This is a genomic window from Fischerella muscicola PCC 7414 (genome assembly GCF_000317205.1).
Taxonomy (GTDB): Bacteria; Cyanobacteriota; Cyanobacteriia; order Cyanobacteriales; family Nostocaceae; genus Fischerella; species Fischerella muscicola.
In genome coordinates this window covers 26,014-45,349 of sequence record NZ_AJLK01000201.1, presented here as the reverse complement: position 1 = coordinate 45,349, position 19,336 = coordinate 26,014, and the positions used below count along the sequence as shown (strand labels likewise).

At 40.7% G+C, this 19,336-nt stretch carries 17 protein-coding genes; 8 read left to right on the top strand and 9 right to left on the bottom strand.

Annotation, left to right across the window (positions count from 1 at the left end; all coding sequences use genetic code 11):
- Positions 1–42 precede the first annotated feature (42 nt).
- Positions 43–900, bottom strand: a complete 858-nt coding sequence (lgt, locus tag UYI_RS0130605; RefSeq protein WP_016870501.1) for a prolipoprotein diacylglyceryl transferase — start codon at positions 898–900, stop codon at positions 43–45.
- Between the two features lie 519 nt (positions 901–1,419).
- On the opposite strand from lgt, the gene coaD reads away from it, so the two are divergent.
- Both coaD and UYI_RS0130595 read left to right on the top strand, forming a co-directional pair.
- Entirely contained in the window at positions 1,420–1,935 is a 516-nt protein-coding gene (gene coaD / locus UYI_RS0130600; RefSeq protein WP_016870500.1) for a pantetheine-phosphate adenylyltransferase, read from the top strand.
- Positions 1,936–2,003: 68 nt separating this feature from the next.
- A complete protein-coding gene (locus UYI_RS0130595) occupies positions 2,004–2,573 on the top strand; it encodes a hypothetical protein (protein WP_026086276.1) in 570 nt (189 codons plus the stop codon).
- Between the two features lie 124 nt (positions 2,574–2,697).
- On the opposite strand, the gene UYI_RS0130590 is transcribed toward UYI_RS0130595, so the two are convergent.
- Positions 2,698–3,510 carry a carbon-nitrogen hydrolase family protein gene (locus tag UYI_RS0130590; protein WP_016870498.1) on the bottom strand — a complete coding sequence of 271 codons (813 nt, stop codon included), beginning with the start codon at positions 3,508–3,510 and terminating at the stop codon, positions 2,698–2,700.
- A gap of 43 nt (positions 3,511–3,553) precedes the next feature.
- The gene (locus UYI_RS39910; RefSeq protein WP_016870497.1) at positions 3,554–3,676 is read right to left on the bottom strand and encodes a hypothetical protein; all 123 of its coding nucleotides are present in this window, start codon (positions 3,674–3,676) and stop codon (positions 3,554–3,556) included.
- A 244-nt stretch (positions 3,677–3,920) separates the two neighbouring features.
- Here UYI_RS39910 and UYI_RS0130580 point away from each other — a divergent pair, with 244 nt between their 5' ends.
- Entirely contained in the window at positions 3,921–4,514 is a 594-nt protein-coding gene (locus UYI_RS0130580; RefSeq protein ID WP_016870496.1) for a MarC family protein, read from the top strand.
- 25 nt (positions 4,515–4,539) lie between these two features.
- Here the strand turns inward: UYI_RS0130580 and UYI_RS0130575 are convergent, their stop codons facing one another.
- Positions 4,540–5,322: an ABC transporter permease gene (locus tag UYI_RS0130575; RefSeq protein ID WP_016870495.1), complete on the bottom strand. Its 783-nt coding sequence runs from the start codon at positions 5,320–5,322 to the stop codon at positions 4,540–4,542.
- 373 nt (positions 5,323–5,695) lie between these two features.
- Between UYI_RS0130575 and UYI_RS0130570 the strand changes: the two genes are divergently transcribed.
- The gene (locus tag UYI_RS0130570; protein ID WP_016870494.1) at positions 5,696–6,778 is read left to right on the top strand and encodes a class I SAM-dependent methyltransferase; all 1,083 of its coding nucleotides are present in this window, start codon (positions 5,696–5,698) and stop codon (positions 6,776–6,778) included.
- A gap of 496 nt (positions 6,779–7,274) precedes the next feature.
- Here the strand turns inward: UYI_RS0130570 and UYI_RS0130565 are convergent, their stop codons facing one another.
- The 4 genes from UYI_RS0130565 to UYI_RS0130550 form a co-directional block, all read right to left on the bottom strand.
- Positions 7,275–8,474 carry an FG-GAP repeat domain-containing protein gene (locus UYI_RS0130565; RefSeq protein WP_016870493.1) on the bottom strand — a complete coding sequence of 400 codons (1,200 nt, stop codon included), beginning with the start codon at positions 8,472–8,474 and terminating at the stop codon, positions 7,275–7,277.
- 746 nt (positions 8,475–9,220) lie between these two features.
- Positions 9,221–10,405, bottom strand: a complete 1,185-nt coding sequence (locus tag UYI_RS0130560; RefSeq protein WP_016870492.1) for an FG-GAP repeat domain-containing protein — start codon at positions 10,403–10,405, stop codon at positions 9,221–9,223.
- Positions 10,406–10,885: 480 nt separating this feature from the next.
- Positions 10,886–12,148, bottom strand: coding sequence for an acyltransferase family protein (locus UYI_RS0130555; protein ID WP_016870491.1), 1,263 nt, complete (start codon positions 12,146–12,148; stop codon positions 10,886–10,888).
- Positions 12,149–12,360: 212 nt separating this feature from the next.
- Positions 12,361–12,966: a Uma2 family endonuclease gene (locus tag UYI_RS0130550; RefSeq protein WP_016870490.1), complete on the bottom strand. Its 606-nt coding sequence runs from the start codon at positions 12,964–12,966 to the stop codon at positions 12,361–12,363.
- Between the two features lie 252 nt (positions 12,967–13,218).
- Here UYI_RS0130550 and pepP point away from each other — a divergent pair, with 252 nt between their 5' ends.
- From pepP to patX, 4 genes are all read left to right on the top strand, one after another.
- Positions 13,219–14,526: a Xaa-Pro aminopeptidase gene (gene pepP / locus UYI_RS0130545; RefSeq protein ID WP_016870489.1), complete on the top strand. Its 1,308-nt coding sequence runs from the start codon at positions 13,219–13,221 to the stop codon at positions 14,524–14,526.
- A 409-nt stretch (positions 14,527–14,935) separates the two neighbouring features.
- Positions 14,936–15,127, top strand: coding sequence for a hypothetical protein (locus UYI_RS35465; RefSeq protein ID WP_071588901.1), 192 nt, complete (start codon positions 14,936–14,938; stop codon positions 15,125–15,127).
- 280 nt (positions 15,128–15,407) lie between these two features.
- Positions 15,408–17,183: an FAD-dependent oxidoreductase gene (locus UYI_RS0130540; protein WP_016870488.1), complete on the top strand. Its 1,776-nt coding sequence runs from the start codon at positions 15,408–15,410 to the stop codon at positions 17,181–17,183.
- 109 nt (positions 17,184–17,292) lie between these two features.
- Positions 17,293–17,598, top strand: coding sequence for a heterocyst-inhibiting protein PatX (patX, locus tag UYI_RS0130535; protein ID WP_016870487.1), 306 nt, complete (start codon positions 17,293–17,295; stop codon positions 17,596–17,598).
- A gap of 582 nt (positions 17,599–18,180) precedes the next feature.
- Here patX and UYI_RS0130530 read toward each other — a convergent pair.
- Positions 18,181–19,236, bottom strand: coding sequence for a class I SAM-dependent methyltransferase (locus UYI_RS0130530; protein ID WP_016870486.1), 1,056 nt, complete (start codon positions 19,234–19,236; stop codon positions 18,181–18,183).
- Positions 19,237–19,336 lie beyond the last annotated feature (100 nt).

Sequence of the window (19,336 nt, the reverse complement as noted above, 5' to 3'; positions counted from 1 at the left end):
GAGGTGGGTAGCTTCTCACACTCCTCCCACCTCCCCACTTCCTCAATCTTGGGGAGGTGAAACAACATCTGGTAATGGACGTTTAGCGATATATAGCCACGCTAAGCCACTCAATCCCAAAATAATGCCGATTAAGCTTACCACTTGTGCGATTCGTAATGGCCCAAGCATCAAGCTATCAGTCCGTAAACCTTCAATCCACAGGCGTCCCAGACTATAGGTTGCCAAGTAAACCATAAATAACGTGCCTGTTTTTAAGCGTGGTTTACCCCGCAGCCCTCTAAAAAACAATGTCATCAACAAGGCAAATACCATTAAATTCCACAGTGATTCATATAGAAAAGTGGGATGAAAATATTCAAAATTAGCTAATTCTGGTGGACGACGCTCTGGGGGAATATAAAGCTTCCAGGGTAAATTCGTCGGAGCGCCAAAAGCTTCCGAATTGAAAAAATTACCCCAACGTCCGATTGCTTGCCCTAAAATCAATGAAGGAGCCACTAAGTCTGTCAGCAGCCAAAAAGAGACCCGCTTGAGTTTAGCAAAGATTAAAGCTGCCAGAAGACCTCCTAGAATCGCCCCATGAATAGCAATACCACCTTGCCAAATAGCGATAATCCGCTCCGGATGCTGGGCATATTCTGGCCACTCAAACAAAACGTAATATAGTCTTGCTGCTGGAATTGCCCCAATCACTAGCCAAATTGACAAATCACTTAGTAACTCTGGATTCACATTCCGACGTTTTGCCAGGTATTGCGAAAGAGTCACGCCAATTAAGACTGCTGATGCAATTAACAAACCATACCAACGAATAATAATCGGCCCTATTTTCACAAAAATCGGGCCAGGAGATGTAAACACAAACGCCAAGGGCAAGGCGGAAAAATCCAATGCCATGCAGAAGTACCTAAAAAGAATATTTAAAAGTCTTGAGTTTTGAATTGTCTGTGGTGAGTAGATAGTGTTTGTTGGTAGTTGGTTGCGATAAACAACAATCAACAAACAACGAACAACTACTAACTACTAAAGCCACAGCTTAGATTCTAAGTTCTATTAGCTCAATCAGAAAGGAAAAAATTTCGGTAAAGATTAAAGGGTGAAGGAAAAAGGGTTTTTAAATTCCTTGAACCCTTATCCCTTCACCCTGAAGCAACTTTTGCAAGAGTTCCCCGGCTGAATATTGATTCGACCTAATTTTCCGACGATTCCAGCTGTTCGTTCGCGATCGCCTTAGGTAGATAAAATATCAAAACTAGTTTACAAAGTTTAATATTTTGTCTGGCGATCACCTAATTTGCAACCCTTTGGCCTTTTTGTAGGCGATTGTGAGAATTTCTAAAACAAAAACTTACCTCTGTGAATAATGAACTGTGATTAGATATAATCACCTAAACAACTGTGAGGCGTCGTTAAATTGTGATTGCCATTTATCCAGGAAGTTTCGACCCCATTACCTTGGGACACCTAGATATCATTCAACGTGGTAGTCGTCTATTTACGAAGGTAATTGTTGCTGTACTGCGAAATCCTAATAAAACGCCACTGTTTAGCATCCAAAAAAGGCTAGAACAGATTCGCCACTCTGTTGAGCATTTACCGAATGTGGAAGCTGATGCTTTTGATGGTTTGACTGTTAATTATGCCCACATGCGGGGAGCTGCTGTTTTACTGCGGGGGCTAAGAGCAATTTCAGACTTTGAAATTGAGTTACAGATGGCTCATATCAATAAAACTCTTTCTATAGATATAGAGACTGTTTTTCTGGCAACATCTAATGAGTATAGTTTTTTAAGTAGTAGTGTGGTAAAAGAGATTGCAAGATTTGGTGGCTCCGTTGATCATCTTGTTCCCCCGCACATTGCCCTGGATATTTACCAATGCTACGCCCAAAACCATCCCGTATCGAACCAAGTCAAAACGGAAGCAGTTTAACCCCACAAGAATTGAACGAACAGAGTTCCTATGAAGAATCTACACCAACGGCAAGCATAGATATTCAAATGGAACTCAATCGTTTGGAAGAAATGATTCTCGCTAGCTTTCACATTCCCCTGACGCGGCGCACGTTAGTAGATGAAGAAAAGCTGCTCGATCAGCTTGATTTTATCCGAATGTGTTTACCGACTGCTTTTGCCCAAGCAACAGATATATTGCAACAAAAAGAAGAAATCTTGTTGCAGGCAGAAGATTACGGACAGCAAATAGTAGAAGCCGCACAAGCCAAAAGAGCGCAAATATTGGATGACAACGACATTCTCAGACAAGCAGAACGAGAAGCCGCAGAACTACGGCGACAAGTGCAACAACAATGTGAAGCAATGTTACAAGAGACTCTCGAAGAAATTGACCGTAAACGCCGCCAGTGTCAGCAAGAATTAGAGGAAATGCGACAAGCAACGATCGCAGAAGCAGAAGCGATCGAACAAGGTGCAGATGAATATGCCGATAGCGTTCTCGAGAGTATCGAAGAACAACTTCACGATATGTTGCGAATAGTTCACAACGGCAGACAGCAGTTGCAACCAAACTTGCCACCACCACGAAGTTCTCAATTTCCGAAAAATGGGTAATGAAGGAGGCAGCTATGCTGAGGGCAGGAGGCAGAGGGCAGATGGCAGGAAGCAGAAGCATAAATACTAATACTTCAGCCTTCACCCTTTTGATAATTTATAATTAATAATTCATAATTAATCCTTAAAATATCCGATGTTGCAGACTAGGCATTTGACGGCGGACTTGTTCTAGTCGTGACGGGTTAATTTCTGCGATCGCAACTCCTGGTTTTTCTCCAGCATCAGCTAAAATTACTCCCCACGGATCGATAATCATTGCATGACCGTGGGTTTGACGGCGGTTATAGTTGATTCCTGTTTGAGCTGGGGCGATGATATAACTGGTATTTTCAATTGCACGGGCTTGCAGCAGCACCTGCCAATGATCTTTGCCTGTGAAAGCAGTAAAAGCCGCAGGTACAAAAATCACATCCACTCCCTTGGATGACATATAGCGATAAAGTTCAGGAAAACGAACATCGTAACAAACAGAAAGTCCGATATTTCCTAGCAATTCATCAGCATAAACTGAAGGTAGTTCTGTGCCAGCCATCACCGTGGTGGATTCTCTGTAAGTATTGCCATCAGGAACATTAACATCAAATAAGTGTACCTTGCGGTAACGCGACAATTCCTGCCCGTTAGGATCAATAAGTAAAGCAGTGTTATAAACTTTGCCTGTGCCTTCTACAGGAATGGGAAAGCCACCACCCAAAATGGTAATTTGATAACGCTGGGCCATCGTTTTCAAAAATGCTTCTGTTTTATGTGCGATCGCCTCAGCTTGAGCAAGTTTGTCTTTCTCTTCTCCCATATAAGGAAAATTTTCTGGCAAACCCACCAACTCAGCGCCCTGACGCACAGCTAAATCAATTAATTCTTCTGCTTGTGCCAAGTTTTTTTCTAGTTCAGGCACACTTGTCATTTGAATAGCAGCAGCTAAATAAGATTTCATAGATTTAACAGCTATTTAATAGTTAATAGTTAATAGTCAAGGGTCAAGAGTCAACAGTCAAGAGTTGGTTGTTGGTTGTTGGTTGTTGATTGTTGATTGTTGGTTGTTGGTTGTTGGTTGTTGGTTGTTGGTTGTTGGTTGTTGGTTGTTGTACCAGACGTGCCATGGCACGTCTGTACAGTAGTTAGTTGTTTACCACTTCTCACATCCCTCATACTCCTCACACCTCCCCATTGCCCCCCAACCACAAAGTGGGGACCCCTAGCCCCCCATTGCCCCTAATCCCCACTCCCTTAGGGGAGTGGGGGCCCCGATCTCCCCATCCCTCCACCTCCTCTTCCCCTGGATGCTTGGAAAAAAACCTACATTCAGGTTAGGTTGTTATAAAATTTTGATAATTTCTGTCTACTGTGGATGCGTCTGTTCTAATCAAAACTTTTGTTGCTGTTTTTGTGCTTGCTGATGCGATCGGCAATGTACCAGTAGTTTTAGTTCTCACTAAAGGTATGGAACCAGAACAAAGAAATAAGGTGATAGATAAAGCTATTTTGGTTGCAATAGCAGTACTCTTAATCTTTGCTTTTGGTGGTCAATTTATTTTAAGTTACTTGGATATCAGCATGGGATCATTAAGAGTAGCTGGGGGTCTACTACTATTGTTAATTTCTTTACAAATGCTCCAAGGCGACTTGGATACTCCAGTAATCGACAAAGAGCGTGATGTGGCAATTACTCCTTTGGCTTTACCCCTCCTAGCAGGGCCTGGTACACTTACTACCGTGATGTTACTGATGTCAGAGTCTCCCAATCCGCATATTAGCGTGATCGTGGGTATTGTTGCGGCAATGTTCGTCAGTTGGTTAATTTTGCGACAGGCAAATTTTATTGATCAATGGTTTGGTGCTGAAGGAGAAGTAATTGTGACTCAGCTTTTAGGCTTTTTACTAGCAGCATTGGCAGTGGAAATTGGTAGTACAGGGATAAGGGAGTTATTTTTGAGTTAAATTTTGAGTAGCGATCGCTCTGTTGCTAACTGGAAGCACTAGTATAAAACCGTAATGCAAATTGCCAAAACTTATTGGCAACAAAAAATAGCAGCAAAGCCAGCACTCCCGCACCAAGCATCCAAGTAATTTCGCTGCGACCTAGCATAGCTTCTGCTGGTACTGTAGTTAAAAAGGCTACAGGTACCACAAATGTGAAGAAAAAGCGATAAGCAGCCGGATAAGCTACCATTGGATACCTACCAGCTTCCAACAAACCGCGCAGTACCTCGGTAACATTATAAATTTTGACAAACCAAATACTGGTAGCTCCCAGCATAAACCAGAGGCTGTAAAGTATGATTAAGCCAAAACACAACGGCACAGTACTTAAGAGGTAGTCACCTATCCCTAAATGCAACTTTGTACCTGCGTAGGCAACCAATATAGAACCAAAAACCAAATCTGGTAGTCCCCAAGGTGAAAGAGTATGGGTAGAAAGCCAAAATTGACTGGGGATTGGTTTTAATAAAACAAAGTCGAGGGTTCCTTCTTGGACATGACGAACAATGCGATTGAGGTTAGGGGCAAGAAAAGTTGCCGAAAAGCCTTGCAACAGAGTAAAAATTCCCAGCACAAGCAAAGCAGCTTCCCACGACCAACCAGCAAAGGTGTAGCCTTGTCCGTAAAATAAGAATAATCCAAATAAGCTGCCTGCTAAATTGCCCAGGCTGCTGAGGGCAGCTAAAAGGAAGTTAACACGATACTCCATCTCAGCCGCGATCGCTGTACTCCAAAATATTCCTAGTAATTTTAGGTATTTTGACATTACTTATGCCTGTATTCATCACTTATCATTAATTTAATTGGTATTGTTTTGCCAGTGATCTAGCAGCCTAACTTGCTGGGAGAATTAACTTCTCAACTTCTCTTTTTCTCTTGCTCTTGGCGCACTTGGCATCTTGGCGGTTTATTTCTCTACTCCATAAAGTTTCCTTACTAGACCACTAGTTCCATTATTTGATGAAAGAAAATAGAGCTAACACATTAAAATTTTAATTTTATAGATTTGACATTGAGTAAATTGTCGGAAAGCCGTAAAACAAAAAAGTACAGTAAAGAAATATAAATTCATTTAGTGACTGCGTAAATATCTCATGCAAGCAAGATGAATACACAAAGACCTAAATGAAGATAAAATTATGGCTTTACAAACATTACAGCAAATAGATCAAAGTAAAGCAGAAGCCTTTGCTCAAGGGATGTTGGGCATTCTTAACAGTAGCGCGATCGCACTCATGACTTCCATTGGTCATCGTACAGGATTGTTCGACACTTTAGCACAGTTGCCAGCATCAACTAGTCAGCACATAGCAGACACTGCGGGATTGAATGAAAGGTATGTACGCGAATGGTTAGGGGCAATGGTGACGGGTGGGATTGTGGAATATGATCCGAGCGATCGCACTTACTTGTTACCCCCAGAACATGCCTTATTCTTAACACGATCTGGTGACATCAATATGGCGGCAACGCTGCAAATGATCCCAATATTGGCAACAGTTGAAGACCAGATCATAGAATGTTTTTATAAAGGCGGAGGAGTTCCCTATTCAGCTTATAAGCGCTTCCATCAAGTGATGGCAGAAGAAAGCAACCAAACAGTGGTAGAGGCTTTGATCGATTCTATTCTTCCCCTTGTCCCAGGTTCAATAGAGGCACTACAAACAGGCATTGATGTATTGGATGTTGGTTGTGGTAGTGGTCATGCTATGAATAGACTAGCCCAAATATTCCCCCAAAGCCGATTTACAGGCTATGACTTTTCCACAGAAGCGATCGCTACAGCCAAAACAGAAGCCCAAAATCTTGGTTTAACCAACGTTCAGTTTCAGGTAAAAGACGCCGCTACTATAGACGAAATTGCTCAATACGATTTAATTACAACCTTTGATGCCATCCACGACCAGGCCAAACCTGATGTAGTACTATACAACATTGCCCAAGCATTGCGTCCTGATGGTACATATCTCATGCAAGATATTCGCGCTTCTAGTTATGTGGACGGCAATCTTGAGCATCCTACTGGCCCGTTTCTTTATACTGTCTCTTGTATGCATTGTATGACAGTTTCTCTCGCCATGAACGGGGCTGGACTTGGTACTGTCTGGGGTGAGGAAAAAGCACTAGAAATGTTAAAAGCAGCAGGCTTTAACAGCGTTGAAGTTAAACGCCTGGAACACGACATACTAAATAACTACTACATCGTCAAAAAAATTAGTTAGTAGCTTTAGCGAGGTACTTCAGGCAATATGTGTAAAGTATGTGCGCTAACTTTGCGTTACCAACAACCCAGTTCAACTAACTCCCAGATCCCAAATATAAACCAATTTTCTACCTTGATCTTGGCCAAACAATCAAGATTCCAACCAAACAAGACATCTGATATTGTGTCTGGTTAAACACTCACAGCACTTTGTATTTAAACAGAGTACACTCGTGCCTAATCCTACCCTTGATAAGTTACCGTGTATACACAAGGGGGTATCACCTCTCACTGAAATTTTTCGTTATTCCACCAGATGTAGAGACGTGCCATGGCACGTCTCTACAAACTAATTTTTGGGCTAAAGTAAAGGTCAGATCCACTATTCGCAGCTGCAAGATCACACGTCTCTACAAACTAATTTTTGGGCTAAAGTAAAGGTCAGATCCACTATTCGCAGCTGCAAGATCAGGGGAGAGTGCGCTGTCTTCGGGGTTGTTTAAACTGAATAACTGTTAAAAAGCGCTCCATTCAGTACCGACTTGTGGTAGAAAGACACCATTAGCAGTTGTGCCATTCATAAACCAAACTGCAACTTCACCAGTTTCACCATTGCGCCAGAAGACATCTGTCTTGCCATCACCATCATAGTCACCGATGTTTGGTTGCCAAGATGCACTAGTCGCAGGTAAGAAAGCCGCAGTCCCGATTGATGTGCCATCCATTAACCAAGCGGTATTTTCACCTGTCGTTTGATTGTGCCAGAAGACATCTGTCTTGCCATCACCATTGAAGTCACCAATATAGGATTTCCAAGCAGAGTCCTGTTTAGATAAATTACCCTCACTGATGAAGATACCGCTCATCAGCCAAACTTTATTCTCGCCTGTTTCGTAGTTACGCCAGAGGATATCACTGTTGCCATCGTTGTTGAAATCACCAACGTTAGCCTCCCAGTTACCTTCCAATTTGCTGAGAGCATATTCTGATGTATTGGTGCCATCCATGAACCAGACTTTATTTTCACCAGTGATGTTGTTGCGCCAAAAGATATCGTTTTTGCCGTCAGCATTAAAATCAACCACACTAGAAGTCCAGGTTGTATCAGTAGTAGGTAAAAAAGCGGCAGTTGTGACATTTGTACCATCCATCAACCAGGTAGCATTTTCTCCAGTTTGAGTATTACGCCACAAAACGTCACTCTTGCCATCACCGTTGAAATCCGCAATGTTATAAGTCCAGGCTGGGTTGATTGTTTGTACACTAGCTTGAGCAGCAATGTTTGTGCCATCCATTAGCCAAATTACATTTTCACCACTGTTTTTATTGCGCCAAAAGATATCTGTTTTGCCATCACGGTTAAAATCGGCATAACTAAAGTCCCAAGAAGCATCTACTGTAGTTACAGTAGACGCTCTGGGGTTGCTGCCATCCATCAGCCAAATAGCAGTTTCACCAGTTTGGGAATTACGCCAGAATTTGTCAGCTTTGCCATCTCCATTGAAATCTGCAACAATGGCTGCGTTACTGAATCTAGGATTAGGATTAGGATTTTTTGCTGCTATTGAAGATTGATTTTCATCATTGACACTTGAAGAACGCCCCAGGTTAAAACTTAGATTGGGAACGGTATTGTTATCAAAAAGATTTGTAGAAGCATATTTTGATGCTGTAGTTTCTATAGACAAATTCAAGGAAGAATTGGAGTTAGACATAATGTTTGTGTATGGCTAGTAAAAGGAGTTAGAGTCTAGATCAGAATTTAGAATTTGGAATGCCGAATTGTGAATCGTGAATGCACAATTGTTCATCAAATTTTCACTTGTTTTTAATGTTTTTTTTGTCAAAAAATAACATCTAACACTTTTAACAATGTTGTTTATGATTAACATTTTTAAATTCAATAGAAAGTCAAAAATACGTAGATGTGGAGCTGTTTTCTATCAGGAAAACCTGATAAAATTTTTAAACTTCTGCCTTCTGCCTTCATTCGACAATTCAGATAAGAAGCGGGTGGTAGATGCCTTTATACTTGCACAAAATTGCGATCGCTCTATCTAGTGGTTAGTCTCAGAACTTTATTCCTGAAATTTTCAAGCACTAAAGTGCTGACTACAAACTTTGAGCTAGTCATTGAAGATATTTTTATCACACATATCTTGCACTTTGTTTTGAAGTACGCCTAGAACTAAAGTTCTAGACTAATAGCAAAAGTCATCTAAAGATGACTGAGTAGTAGAGTTTAGCTAAAAGCCCTGGAATTTCATTTCTTGACGTTCAAAAATAGGTGCAAGAGTGATTCTCCAAGAAAATAACCCGCTATGAATGAAAATTTTTTGGCAGTGTAGATATTTATTTCGGCGCTTACTGTCAACGAGCAGGTATCAGTGATCAGTTATCAGTTATCAGTTATTAAATTCAATTCTCACTGTTGACTGTTAACTGTTCACTGTTTACTGGACTAAAAGGTATACCATTCTTTGCCAAGGGTAGGTAGAGCTGTAGGAGTAGAGTCAGTACCAGTCACAACTACAACGGCGTTTTCACCTGTTTCGTAATTCCGCCAGAAGATGTCGGTTTTACCATCACCATTGGTATCACTGATACTAGGTGTCCAAGCCCCACTGGGTGCATCGGCAGCAACTGTAGTGAGAACATTGCTACCATCCATGATCCATATCTGGTTTTTGCCAGTTTCCTGGTTGTACCATAAGATATCAGTCTTACCATTACCGTCAAAGTCACCAATTAATGGTTTCCAACTAGAACCTTCGAGCGTAGGTAGAGCAGTATCACTAGCAACGGTTGTACCGTTCATTAACCAAACTTTGTTCTCACCTGTGGCTGTATTGCGCCAGAGAATGTCGGTTTGGTAATTGAGGTCAAAATCACCCAGGGTCGGTTGCCATTCAGTGCCTAGTGTGGGCAAAGATGCACCAGTGGCGTTTGTACCATCCATCGTCCAGACGGCGTTTTCACCTGTGGCTTTGTTGCGCCAGAAGATATCTGTCTTACCGTCGCTGTTGAGATCAACAATGTTGGCTGTCCAGTTGGAATCGACAGTCTGGAGAAAAGACGGAGTGGTTACTTGTGTACCATCCATTAACCAAGCGGCGTTCTCACCGGTTGTTGTGTTCCGCCAGAGGATATCGGTTTTGCGATCGCCATTGAAATCTGCGATCGCTGGTGTCCAATCTGGACTTAGTGTTGCCAAGGACGCTTCAGATACAACAGCTGTACCATCCATCAGCCAAACTTGGTTTTCGCCTGTGGCTTTGTTGAACCAGAGTAAGTCTGTCTTGTCATCACCGTTGAAATCGCCGATTTTAACATCCCACTCTGTACCCATTGTCTTGACAAAATCCGCAGAGGCGACGTTTGTGCCATCCATTAACCAAATGGCATTTTCACCAGTTTGAGAGTTACGCCAGAACTTGTCGTTCTTACCATCACCGTTGAAATCCGATACAATTGCCGCACTCGTGAATACAGGATTAGGATTCTGTAGATTTGGAAGATCAAGCTGAGAGTTTGCATCTGAAGAACTCCTATAGCTTGAGTAAGTCTCTGTTTCTAATTGACTTTTGCTTGTGTATTTGTCTGTTGAGATTGGAGCGCTACTAGAAGTAGAAATCTGATCGGACATGGCGTGTGTTTGAGACAAGTGGTCATAAACCTTTTAACTGTTTTTTTCTCTTTGATTCAAGTGTTAGTTAATAACATATTTAGCTTCTTAATATTTTCTTAATAAATGTCATAAATTACCTAAAATACAAGCTTTTGCTAGCTATTTTTTAAAAAAAATAAGTTCAAAATAATAACTTTTTTTAGATTTGAGTGCTAATTATAAACAAATTGTTAACTAAACAAACATCTACAAATTATCAACTGTTTTTTTATGGAGTCTAATAGTTAAATAATAAACATGTACTAACAATCTTTGAGTATTTATTATTTTTTATACACTTATAGAACAATAAGTAAATCTTAAGTAGGGGAGGCAAAAAGCGGCGTGGATGTTCCTCCCGCTTTATTGCCGTTGCGTTAGGCACTCACATAAGTTTTTTCGTGAAAAACTAGATCAAAATACGCACCTAACACACCCTACTGGCTTTATAAATAACCTCTAATTAGAAGAAGAACGATAAATTTTCCATTTTGTTGCTGGTAATTCTACTAAGTAGTATGTAACAGTAGCTAGTATTACTGATAAAATCAGTGTTGCTACTAGTCTATGATAAAAAGCTTCAATAGGAATATTTGATGTAAATAGTGAATAAATTTTTCCTAAAATTGGCATATGCCAAATATAAACTCCATAAGATAATTTTCCAAAAATTTCTAATGTTCGGAGAGGATTTTTTAATACAGAAGCAAATGATAGTTTTTCATTTTTACTGTAAATCTGATAATTATCTGATTCAAAAGCAAAAATCAAAAAAGATGTAATAATTGCGGTTAATGGATGAAAAATAAAGATAGTTGTGATTGTTCTCCAGCCACCAGGACGATTAGGTAGTCCCCATAATTCTTGATGATATAAGTGATGAGCAGTGAATAGATAAAGTAAAATTATCAAGATAAAGGCTATATATTTTTGATTCCAAAATAGCCTGTAATTAAATCTAGATTCTATGTTGTGAGATTTTGGCTTTTGATATTTAATCAATGCATTGACCAAAAAACCACATAAAAAGACATCAAGATTATTAAAGATGGGAGTATACCAATATTTAAATGCATATCCCATTTGATTAATTATTTGATAAGAGAAACTGAACCAAGATAAGGTTTTGATGAAAAATACTATTAATATAATTAAGATTGCTGTTGCAATAACATGCTTTTGTTTGAAGACTAAAGATTTGCTCAAATTATAGATAAAAGGAACGAGTATATAAAATTGTACTTCTGTAGAGAGAGACCAAAAAACATCATTAAATGCTACAGGTGAAGATGCAATATAAGGATTATAAGTGAAAGTACAAACCCGCAGTAGATATCCCCAATTATCAAATTTCAGAACATCAGGATAAACAAATATAGATAAAATCAAAACAGCAAAATAATAAAGAGGTAAAATTCTAATAGCACGATTACGCCAAAAATGAATTACTCCTGTGACATCGCTAAGATAACGCTCAGTGTAAAAGGCTTTTCCCATTAAATAGCCAGATAAACAAAAGAAAATCCAAACTGCTACTGCACCATGACTAAAGATGAGCCAACTAAAATCGTAATGTTGATAAATCAATGCATTTCGGGGAGGGGCACAATGGATAATTACTACCATTAAACAGGCAAAGCCGCGTAGAGCCAATAGGACATCTAATCGATTGTGATTTTGAATAACCTTTGGCAAATACGAGTAATGTATTGATTTTTCCATTGACAGTTTTAAATCAGTTAACAGTGAATAATTGAATTTGATAACTGATAACTGATAACTGACTTAGCATGTTGCCAAATTGGCAAAAATATAATTTTAAGTTTGTTGGTAGTTAGTGGTTAGTGGTGAGTCCCCCATGAGCGACTGACGAACCCGTAGACACGTAGTGGCTTCCCGTAAGGGTAGGGTTAGTAGTTTTTAGTATCTTCTACCTACCATACCTGGCTTAAATCCAAAACAAATCCTGGTAATAAAGACTCTCCACCCAGTGTTTGAGGATTATCTAATTCCTCAATAATATTGCCAGAACGGTAAATAAAAACCTTGCGTTGTTTTCTGTCAATTAACCAGCCTAATTGTGTTCCATTTTCAATGTATTCTTGCATTTTGTCTTGTAAAAGCTGCAAACTATCACTATCAGAACGTAATTCAATGACAAACTCAGGACAAATAGGTGCAAATTTTTTCCGCAACTCTACTGGTATAGCTTGCCAACGTGTACTTTTTATCCAGGCTGCATCTGGCGATCGCACTGCTCCATTTGGTAAAGTAAACCCACCACTAGATCCAAAACCAACTCCTGTTCCATCTTGCTTTGTCCATACCCACAACTGACCAATTAAGTTAAAGTTACGTTCATCGGTTTCGGAACCCGTGGGGGGCATAATAACTAACTCTCCAAAGGCATTGCGTTCAATGCGAAAATCCCGGTTTAGCTGACAGAGTTCGTAAAATTGGTCATCTGTCATTTGAATCGCTGGATGTAACTGTAGCACCATTGGTAGAATTTCTGTAGCTACGGCTGAGTTAGTCATCATAAGTATGCAAGCACGCTACCTGTCTTTACGATATCTCTTCTGCGATCTGAGTTGCAAAATGGGTGCAAAAGCTGCGCTTAATTAAAAATGAAAGATGTAAAATTTATAATTTATTCGCCTAAATTTTTAATCTTGAATCTGTAATTTTTCACTCCGTAAGGTTATGGCGGTGTCAGTAAAAAATACTAACGTGGTTGTAGTTAACTAGTATTAACTTTAGACAAAATTAGATAAGTTCTTTATAGCGGAATCATGCAGACAGAATATAAACAGCGTCGGGAAGCATTAATGGCCAAGATTGGTAATGGTACTGCCATCTTTCGCAGTGCGCCAACAGCAGTAATGCACAACGATGTCGAATATAACTTTCGTCAAGATAGCGATTTCTTTTATCTGACTGGGTTTAACGAACCGCAAGCAGTAGCAATTTTAGCACCCCATCATCCAGAACATCGATTTGTGTTGTTTGTGCAACCCAAGGATAGGGAACAGGAAATTTGGAGTGGTTATCGCTGTGGAGTAGAAGCAGCCAAGGAAATATACGGTGCGGATGAAGCTTACCCCATTGCGGAACTAGATGAAAAACTACCGCAGTATCTTGAAAAAGCCGATCGCATTTATTATCGCTTAGGACGCGATCGCGCTTTTAACGATAAAATCCTCAATCATTGGCAACGCTTAATGCGGACTTATCCGAAGCGGGGTACAGGGCCGATCGCGATCGAAGATACTAGTCCCATCCTCCACAGTATGCGTTTGATTAAAAGTCAAGCAGAATTGGAGTTCATGCGTAAAGCTGCTGACATTGCAGTGGAAGCACACAACCACGCCATGCAATTTACTGCACCAGGACTTTATGAGTACGAAGTTCAAGCAGAAATTGAACACATCTTCCGCAAGCGGGGTGCGATGGGGCCTGCTTATCCTTCGATTGTTGCCTCTGGTGTCAATGCTTGTGTACTGCACTATGTAGAGAATCATCGGCAGATGCAGGACAACGAGTTACTGCTGATTGATGCTGGTTGTGCCTACGAATATTACAACTCAGATATTACCAGGACATTTCCTGTAGGAGATAAATTTACCCCAGAACAAAAAATCTTGTATGAGATTGTTTTGGCAGCCCAAAAACAAGCGATCGCTCAAGTGCAACCAGGTAATCCTTATAATCTATTTCATGATACCGCTGTCCGTGTTCTCACAGAAGGTTTAGTAGAAATCGGCATCCTCAAAGGCGAAATCGACAAATTAATAGAGGAAGAAAAATACAAACCATTTTACATGCACCGCACTGGCCATTGGCTAGGCTTAGATGTGCATGATGTAGGAGTTTACCAGCATGGCGACAACCCGCAAATTCTGCAACCAGGTCAAGTGGTGACGGTGGAACCAGGACTTTATATAGTACCAGATACTAAACCAGCAGAAGACCAACCAGAAATAGATCAACGTTGGGTTGGTATTGGCATTCGGATTGAGGACGATGTCTTGGTGACTCCGACGGGAAATGAAGTTTTGACTGCTGGCGTACCCAAAGAAATCGAAGACTTGGAGAGTTAAAACTCTAGTCACCAACGGGTAATCATATCGGTGTTCATCGCCTTGTACGGTGGTCGAGTTTTCAAAAAGATTGTGGCGTAGCGGCAGGGATAATGATTGTCGAACACGGATGAACACAGATGAACACGGATGGTTTTTATCGCTGTGTATAGGTGGTCGATTTCTAAAACACCTAGTAGTTCACCAAATTGATTTTGACAGTTTGGCTAGATCCCCGACTTTTTAAAAAAGTCGGGGGTCTGAGGTCTCGCAAGCTGTCAAAACTTGTGTGGTAGAGTACTAGAAGTATAAAGTAAATAACAAGTACATTTACTTATCTACCTCTGGAACGAAGGAGATCAGTTTGGGTCTTTGTCATAATTTAAGTAAAGTTAAGATTTTTAAAATTTACTTTAACAAACACCTAATTATGATCTCGCCTTTGAAAAATCCCCTGCCATCGGGAGAGTATGCGGCTAGCAAAGTCCTGATCTCTTTTTATAAGGACAGATGGGTTCCCATTACCTTTTGTCGTTTCGTAGATGCGATCGCTCTGTACCGTAAGGCAGTACAATCAGGAAGCGAAATTTTTATTTTTCCACCTGATTGCAAACTTTCTTAATACAGGAAACTTTGAAGCAGGCGATCGCGCTTTCTATTTCTACTGCTTTCATTGTGTGTAAAAAGCTTTGCGTCATACGTAAACATTACCAAATCGTAGCCGTAATCATACTCTATAAGCTCTCTAGAATAACCGCATAAGAAAATATATCTTCAGCATAATTAATACTTAAATCAGCAATAATATGCTCTCGTGGTCGCTTTTGCTTGACTATTTTACTGATGTTTATTTTTACTTTTTGCATCATATCAAATTGTCAAAAGGCCAGCGAGGTTAACAGATGCTGAATCAGACATACACAGCCGATGTCTTAGTAGTCGGTGGTGGAACAGGCGGAACTGCTGCTGCTATCCAGGTGGCGCGACGGGGAGTAAAAACTATTCTTGTTAGCGAATTTTCTTGGTTGGGAGGAATGCTGACATCTGCGGGTGTGTCTGCACCAGATGGCAATGAACTAGAAGCTTTTCAAACAGGTTTGTGGGGTGCCTTTTTACGAGAATTGCAGCAGCGACAACCAGGAGGATTAGATAATAGCTGGGTCAGCTTTTTTAGTTATGATCCGCGTGTAGGTGCGGAGATTTTTGCAGATTGGGTGCGGGAATTACCGAATCTGCTTTGGATTTCTGGATATGTGCCTTTGGAGGTTTTACGGGAAGGAAATTGTATAACTGGCGTTAGGTTCGCAGATTTTACTGTTAAAGCCCAGGTGACTCTCGACGCTACAGAATTAGGAGATTTACTGGCTTTGGCAGATATATCTCATCGCTGGGGTTGGGAATTGCAGTCGGAGTTTGGAGAAATTAGCGCCCCAGCTGAGTTTAATTATCTCACAGAAAAATATCCTGTGCAAGCCCCAACCTGGGTAGTGGTGATGCAAGATTACGGTGAAGTTGTTGCCCCAGAAATTCCGCCTGCACCAAAGTATGATCCATCACTGTTTGCTGGTGCTTGGGATGACTATGGTGCTGAGAATTTTTTGAACTATGGTCGCTTACCAGGAAACAGCTTCATGATGAATTGGCCGATTCACGGTAACGATTACGGTGAAGGTGTAGGCAGATTAATCCAGTCTGAAGCAGCAAGACAAGAATTTCAAACAGAATGCTTTTGGCATAGTCAGAATTTTGCTCATTATATTCAAAATCAGCTTGGTTGTCGCTACGGTTTAGCAAATGATATCTTTCCCCAAATCCAAAATCGAACAAGTGCTTACGCACTACATCCCTACTACCGCGAAAGTCGTCGTCTAGTAGGGCTAACTACTATTAGAGAACAGGATATTTTGCCTGTAGCAGGAGGTAGTGTAGCAGCGTTAAATATAGATGCGATCGCGATTGGTAACTACGCCAACGACCATCATTATCCTAGTGTCAAGTTCGACTTACAACCAAAATCCATTCGTTGGGGAGGGCGCTGGACGGGAACTCCCTTCACTATTCCTTACCGTTGTCTAATTCCGTTAGAGACAGATGGTTTATTGGTATGTGAAAAGAATATTTCTGTGTCTCATATTGCCAATGGCGCGACTAGATTGCAACCTGTTGTTATGGGTATTGGTCAAGCAGCAGGGATGGCTGCTGCTATTTGTATAGAGTTGAATTGTCAGCCCAGAGATTTACCCGTTAGAGTCCTACAAACAGCTTTACTACTAGATCAAATAGCACCTGCGGCAGTGATTCCGTTATTCAACCTTTCACCCACCGATACGAATTGGTTACACTGGCAACGCTATTACTTAGACAATCCAGAAGCCTATCCATGTAGTGGATATTGTCCTGCTGATTGTGATTATCAGTATTTTTACGACAGTATAAAAACTGGACATGAACAACATTTTAACTGTTTTCAAGGTATTTTTCACTGCTTAGATCAGCAAGATTACAGATTCACAATTACGATCCCAGCTTCATACAAAGGCCAAATTTGGCAGCTTGTGACTTTGCGATCGCACATCAACGAGCAGCTACAAGCTTTCTCCCACGGGCAAAAACTCAATCTTTGGGGCCGCCTCAATCATGCTGGACATTGGTTACTAGTAGAAAATACTCATTGCTGAACAAAATATTTTTTTAGTTAAAAACAATACTTTTTTCCCTAAATCGTCCGGAAGCAGTAAAAGAAACTCAGTATCAGTGAAATGAAGAGTTTTAAAATAGACACTTGTTATGCGTGCTGCCATTTCACTTTTGGTTACAGGTCTGTTACTGAGCAGCTTAGCTGCCAACAGCCAAACAGTTACCAATTCCCTATCCAATATGTTGCAATCTCACTCTAGTTCCCACCTATTAATCTCAGCAAAATCTAAACAGCCCAAATCTCCTTATCGGGGTAGTGGACGCGATCGAGACAGAGAAAGAGTGTCTTATCTGTTACTGTCTTCAAAAGCCAATCCTCCCAAAAACCGTCCCGCGAAGGGTGGTTCCCGTAGAGATTTAATGGAACATCCTGGTAAAAAGCATGTTGTTGTCTAACAACCACATACTCAAAATCATCTTTAGGCTAGTAGTTTTGTTGGTAGCAAGGAATTCAGATTACACCCAAACACGATGTTTTACTTAAACATCTGTTACACACCTTCTATAGCAAGTATATAACAATTAAGACACAACAAAATCAGGTAATAGCTCTGTATCCATTCTGTAATCTCCGTGTAAATAAAGGGTCTTCCACCCTTGCGAACAGAAGGCAAAATCAACTAAAATCCGTACTGCAAACAGCATCACTCCTCAAAGCAAGTAAATATATCCCGATCACAAACCTCAAAGAATCAGGAAAAGGGTGTCACTTCGTCTACCAGTTCCGCGCCAGCACATCTGTTTCAGATATATGTAGATCATTAGGGAAACAGGCAAAAAAGCAACTCCCTAATATCCTACTCAGGCTTTTATATGTGTTGAGCTACTGGTATCTTGCATCGGGAAACTAGAATTTTGTTGAGGTTGCAAACAACATTACTATTACCAAATAAAAGAAATAGGGGCGTGGGTGTGTAGGGAAAAGAAAGCAGCTAGTTCTTCCCCTTACACCCTTACGCTCCTCCCAAAGGGGCTTGATCAAAATGGCTTGTGAGCAATCAAATATTTGCTCATGAAGTGAACTTGCACTTCTACATTCTCAAAACCAGCTTTTTCTAAACGCTCTACTAAATCATCAGTCATGTAATGCTTATAGTAGGGTTCATGGTAAATTTCGTGGAAATTCTCCATCAGAGGTTCCATTTCTGGAGAATCGCTCATCTGAATAGAGTCACAAATTATGAATACTCCTCCTGGTTTTGTTACCCGGTAGCATTGTTCGATGACTCGCTGGCGTACCGCCGCCGGCAACTCATGGAAAAGAAACACAGAAGTCACTGCATGAAAATAATTATCCAGGTAGGGTAACTCTTCAGCATTCGCCTGCAACAGTTGTGGTAACTCTCCTGGGATTTGGCTTAACAATTCATTTGCCTTTCGCAAATAAGCTGGTGACAAATCCGTACCAAACAGTGATGCTTGCGGTAAAGCTGCACGAATCATCTTTAAAGTTCGGCCTGTTCCACAAGCTACATCTAAAACACGTACCTGGCGGGATGGTGTATCAGCAAAAAATCTTAACCCTTCTTTGAGAGGTGCAAGAATTCGCCGTCGCATTGGATCGGCTGTACCGCCGAACAGAATTTCTACCTGCAAATCGTAGAGATTGGCTGACAAGTCACTCAAGTAGCCATCAGTTTGGTGATGGAAATTCTGTACATAGTAACTGGGATAACCAGAAGTTTCGACATTTGGGGGAAAGTCTTGATACTTCTTCTGCTTAGCCCGTTCCCACATTTGGAATATATCTAGGCAGACTACTGGATAGTATTGGAAAAAGTCTTGCCAAGGATTATCAAACAGCAAGCTCGTAGGATATACACCCTGCTGTGCATCCTGCCAATCAATTTCCAGTAAATTATCCAGCCTTTGTTGAAGTTTGGGTATAACTTCAGTGGGAATGGGTTTGGTTTGCTGCTCAACAGGAGAAACTAAATTCAACAACCGTGCGCTCAATGTTTTATGAGCCAAACCAAAGTAGTTTTTGCTCTGCTGAAAAGTTTGATAAGTCAGCTTCGTCAATGTGTCGGACATGTGAATGGCTAGGCTTTTATTTATTTTTATTTATGTAACTTAAATAATTGTAACTATGAATTCATTAATCTTGAATCTTGAGAATGATCTATTAACCAGA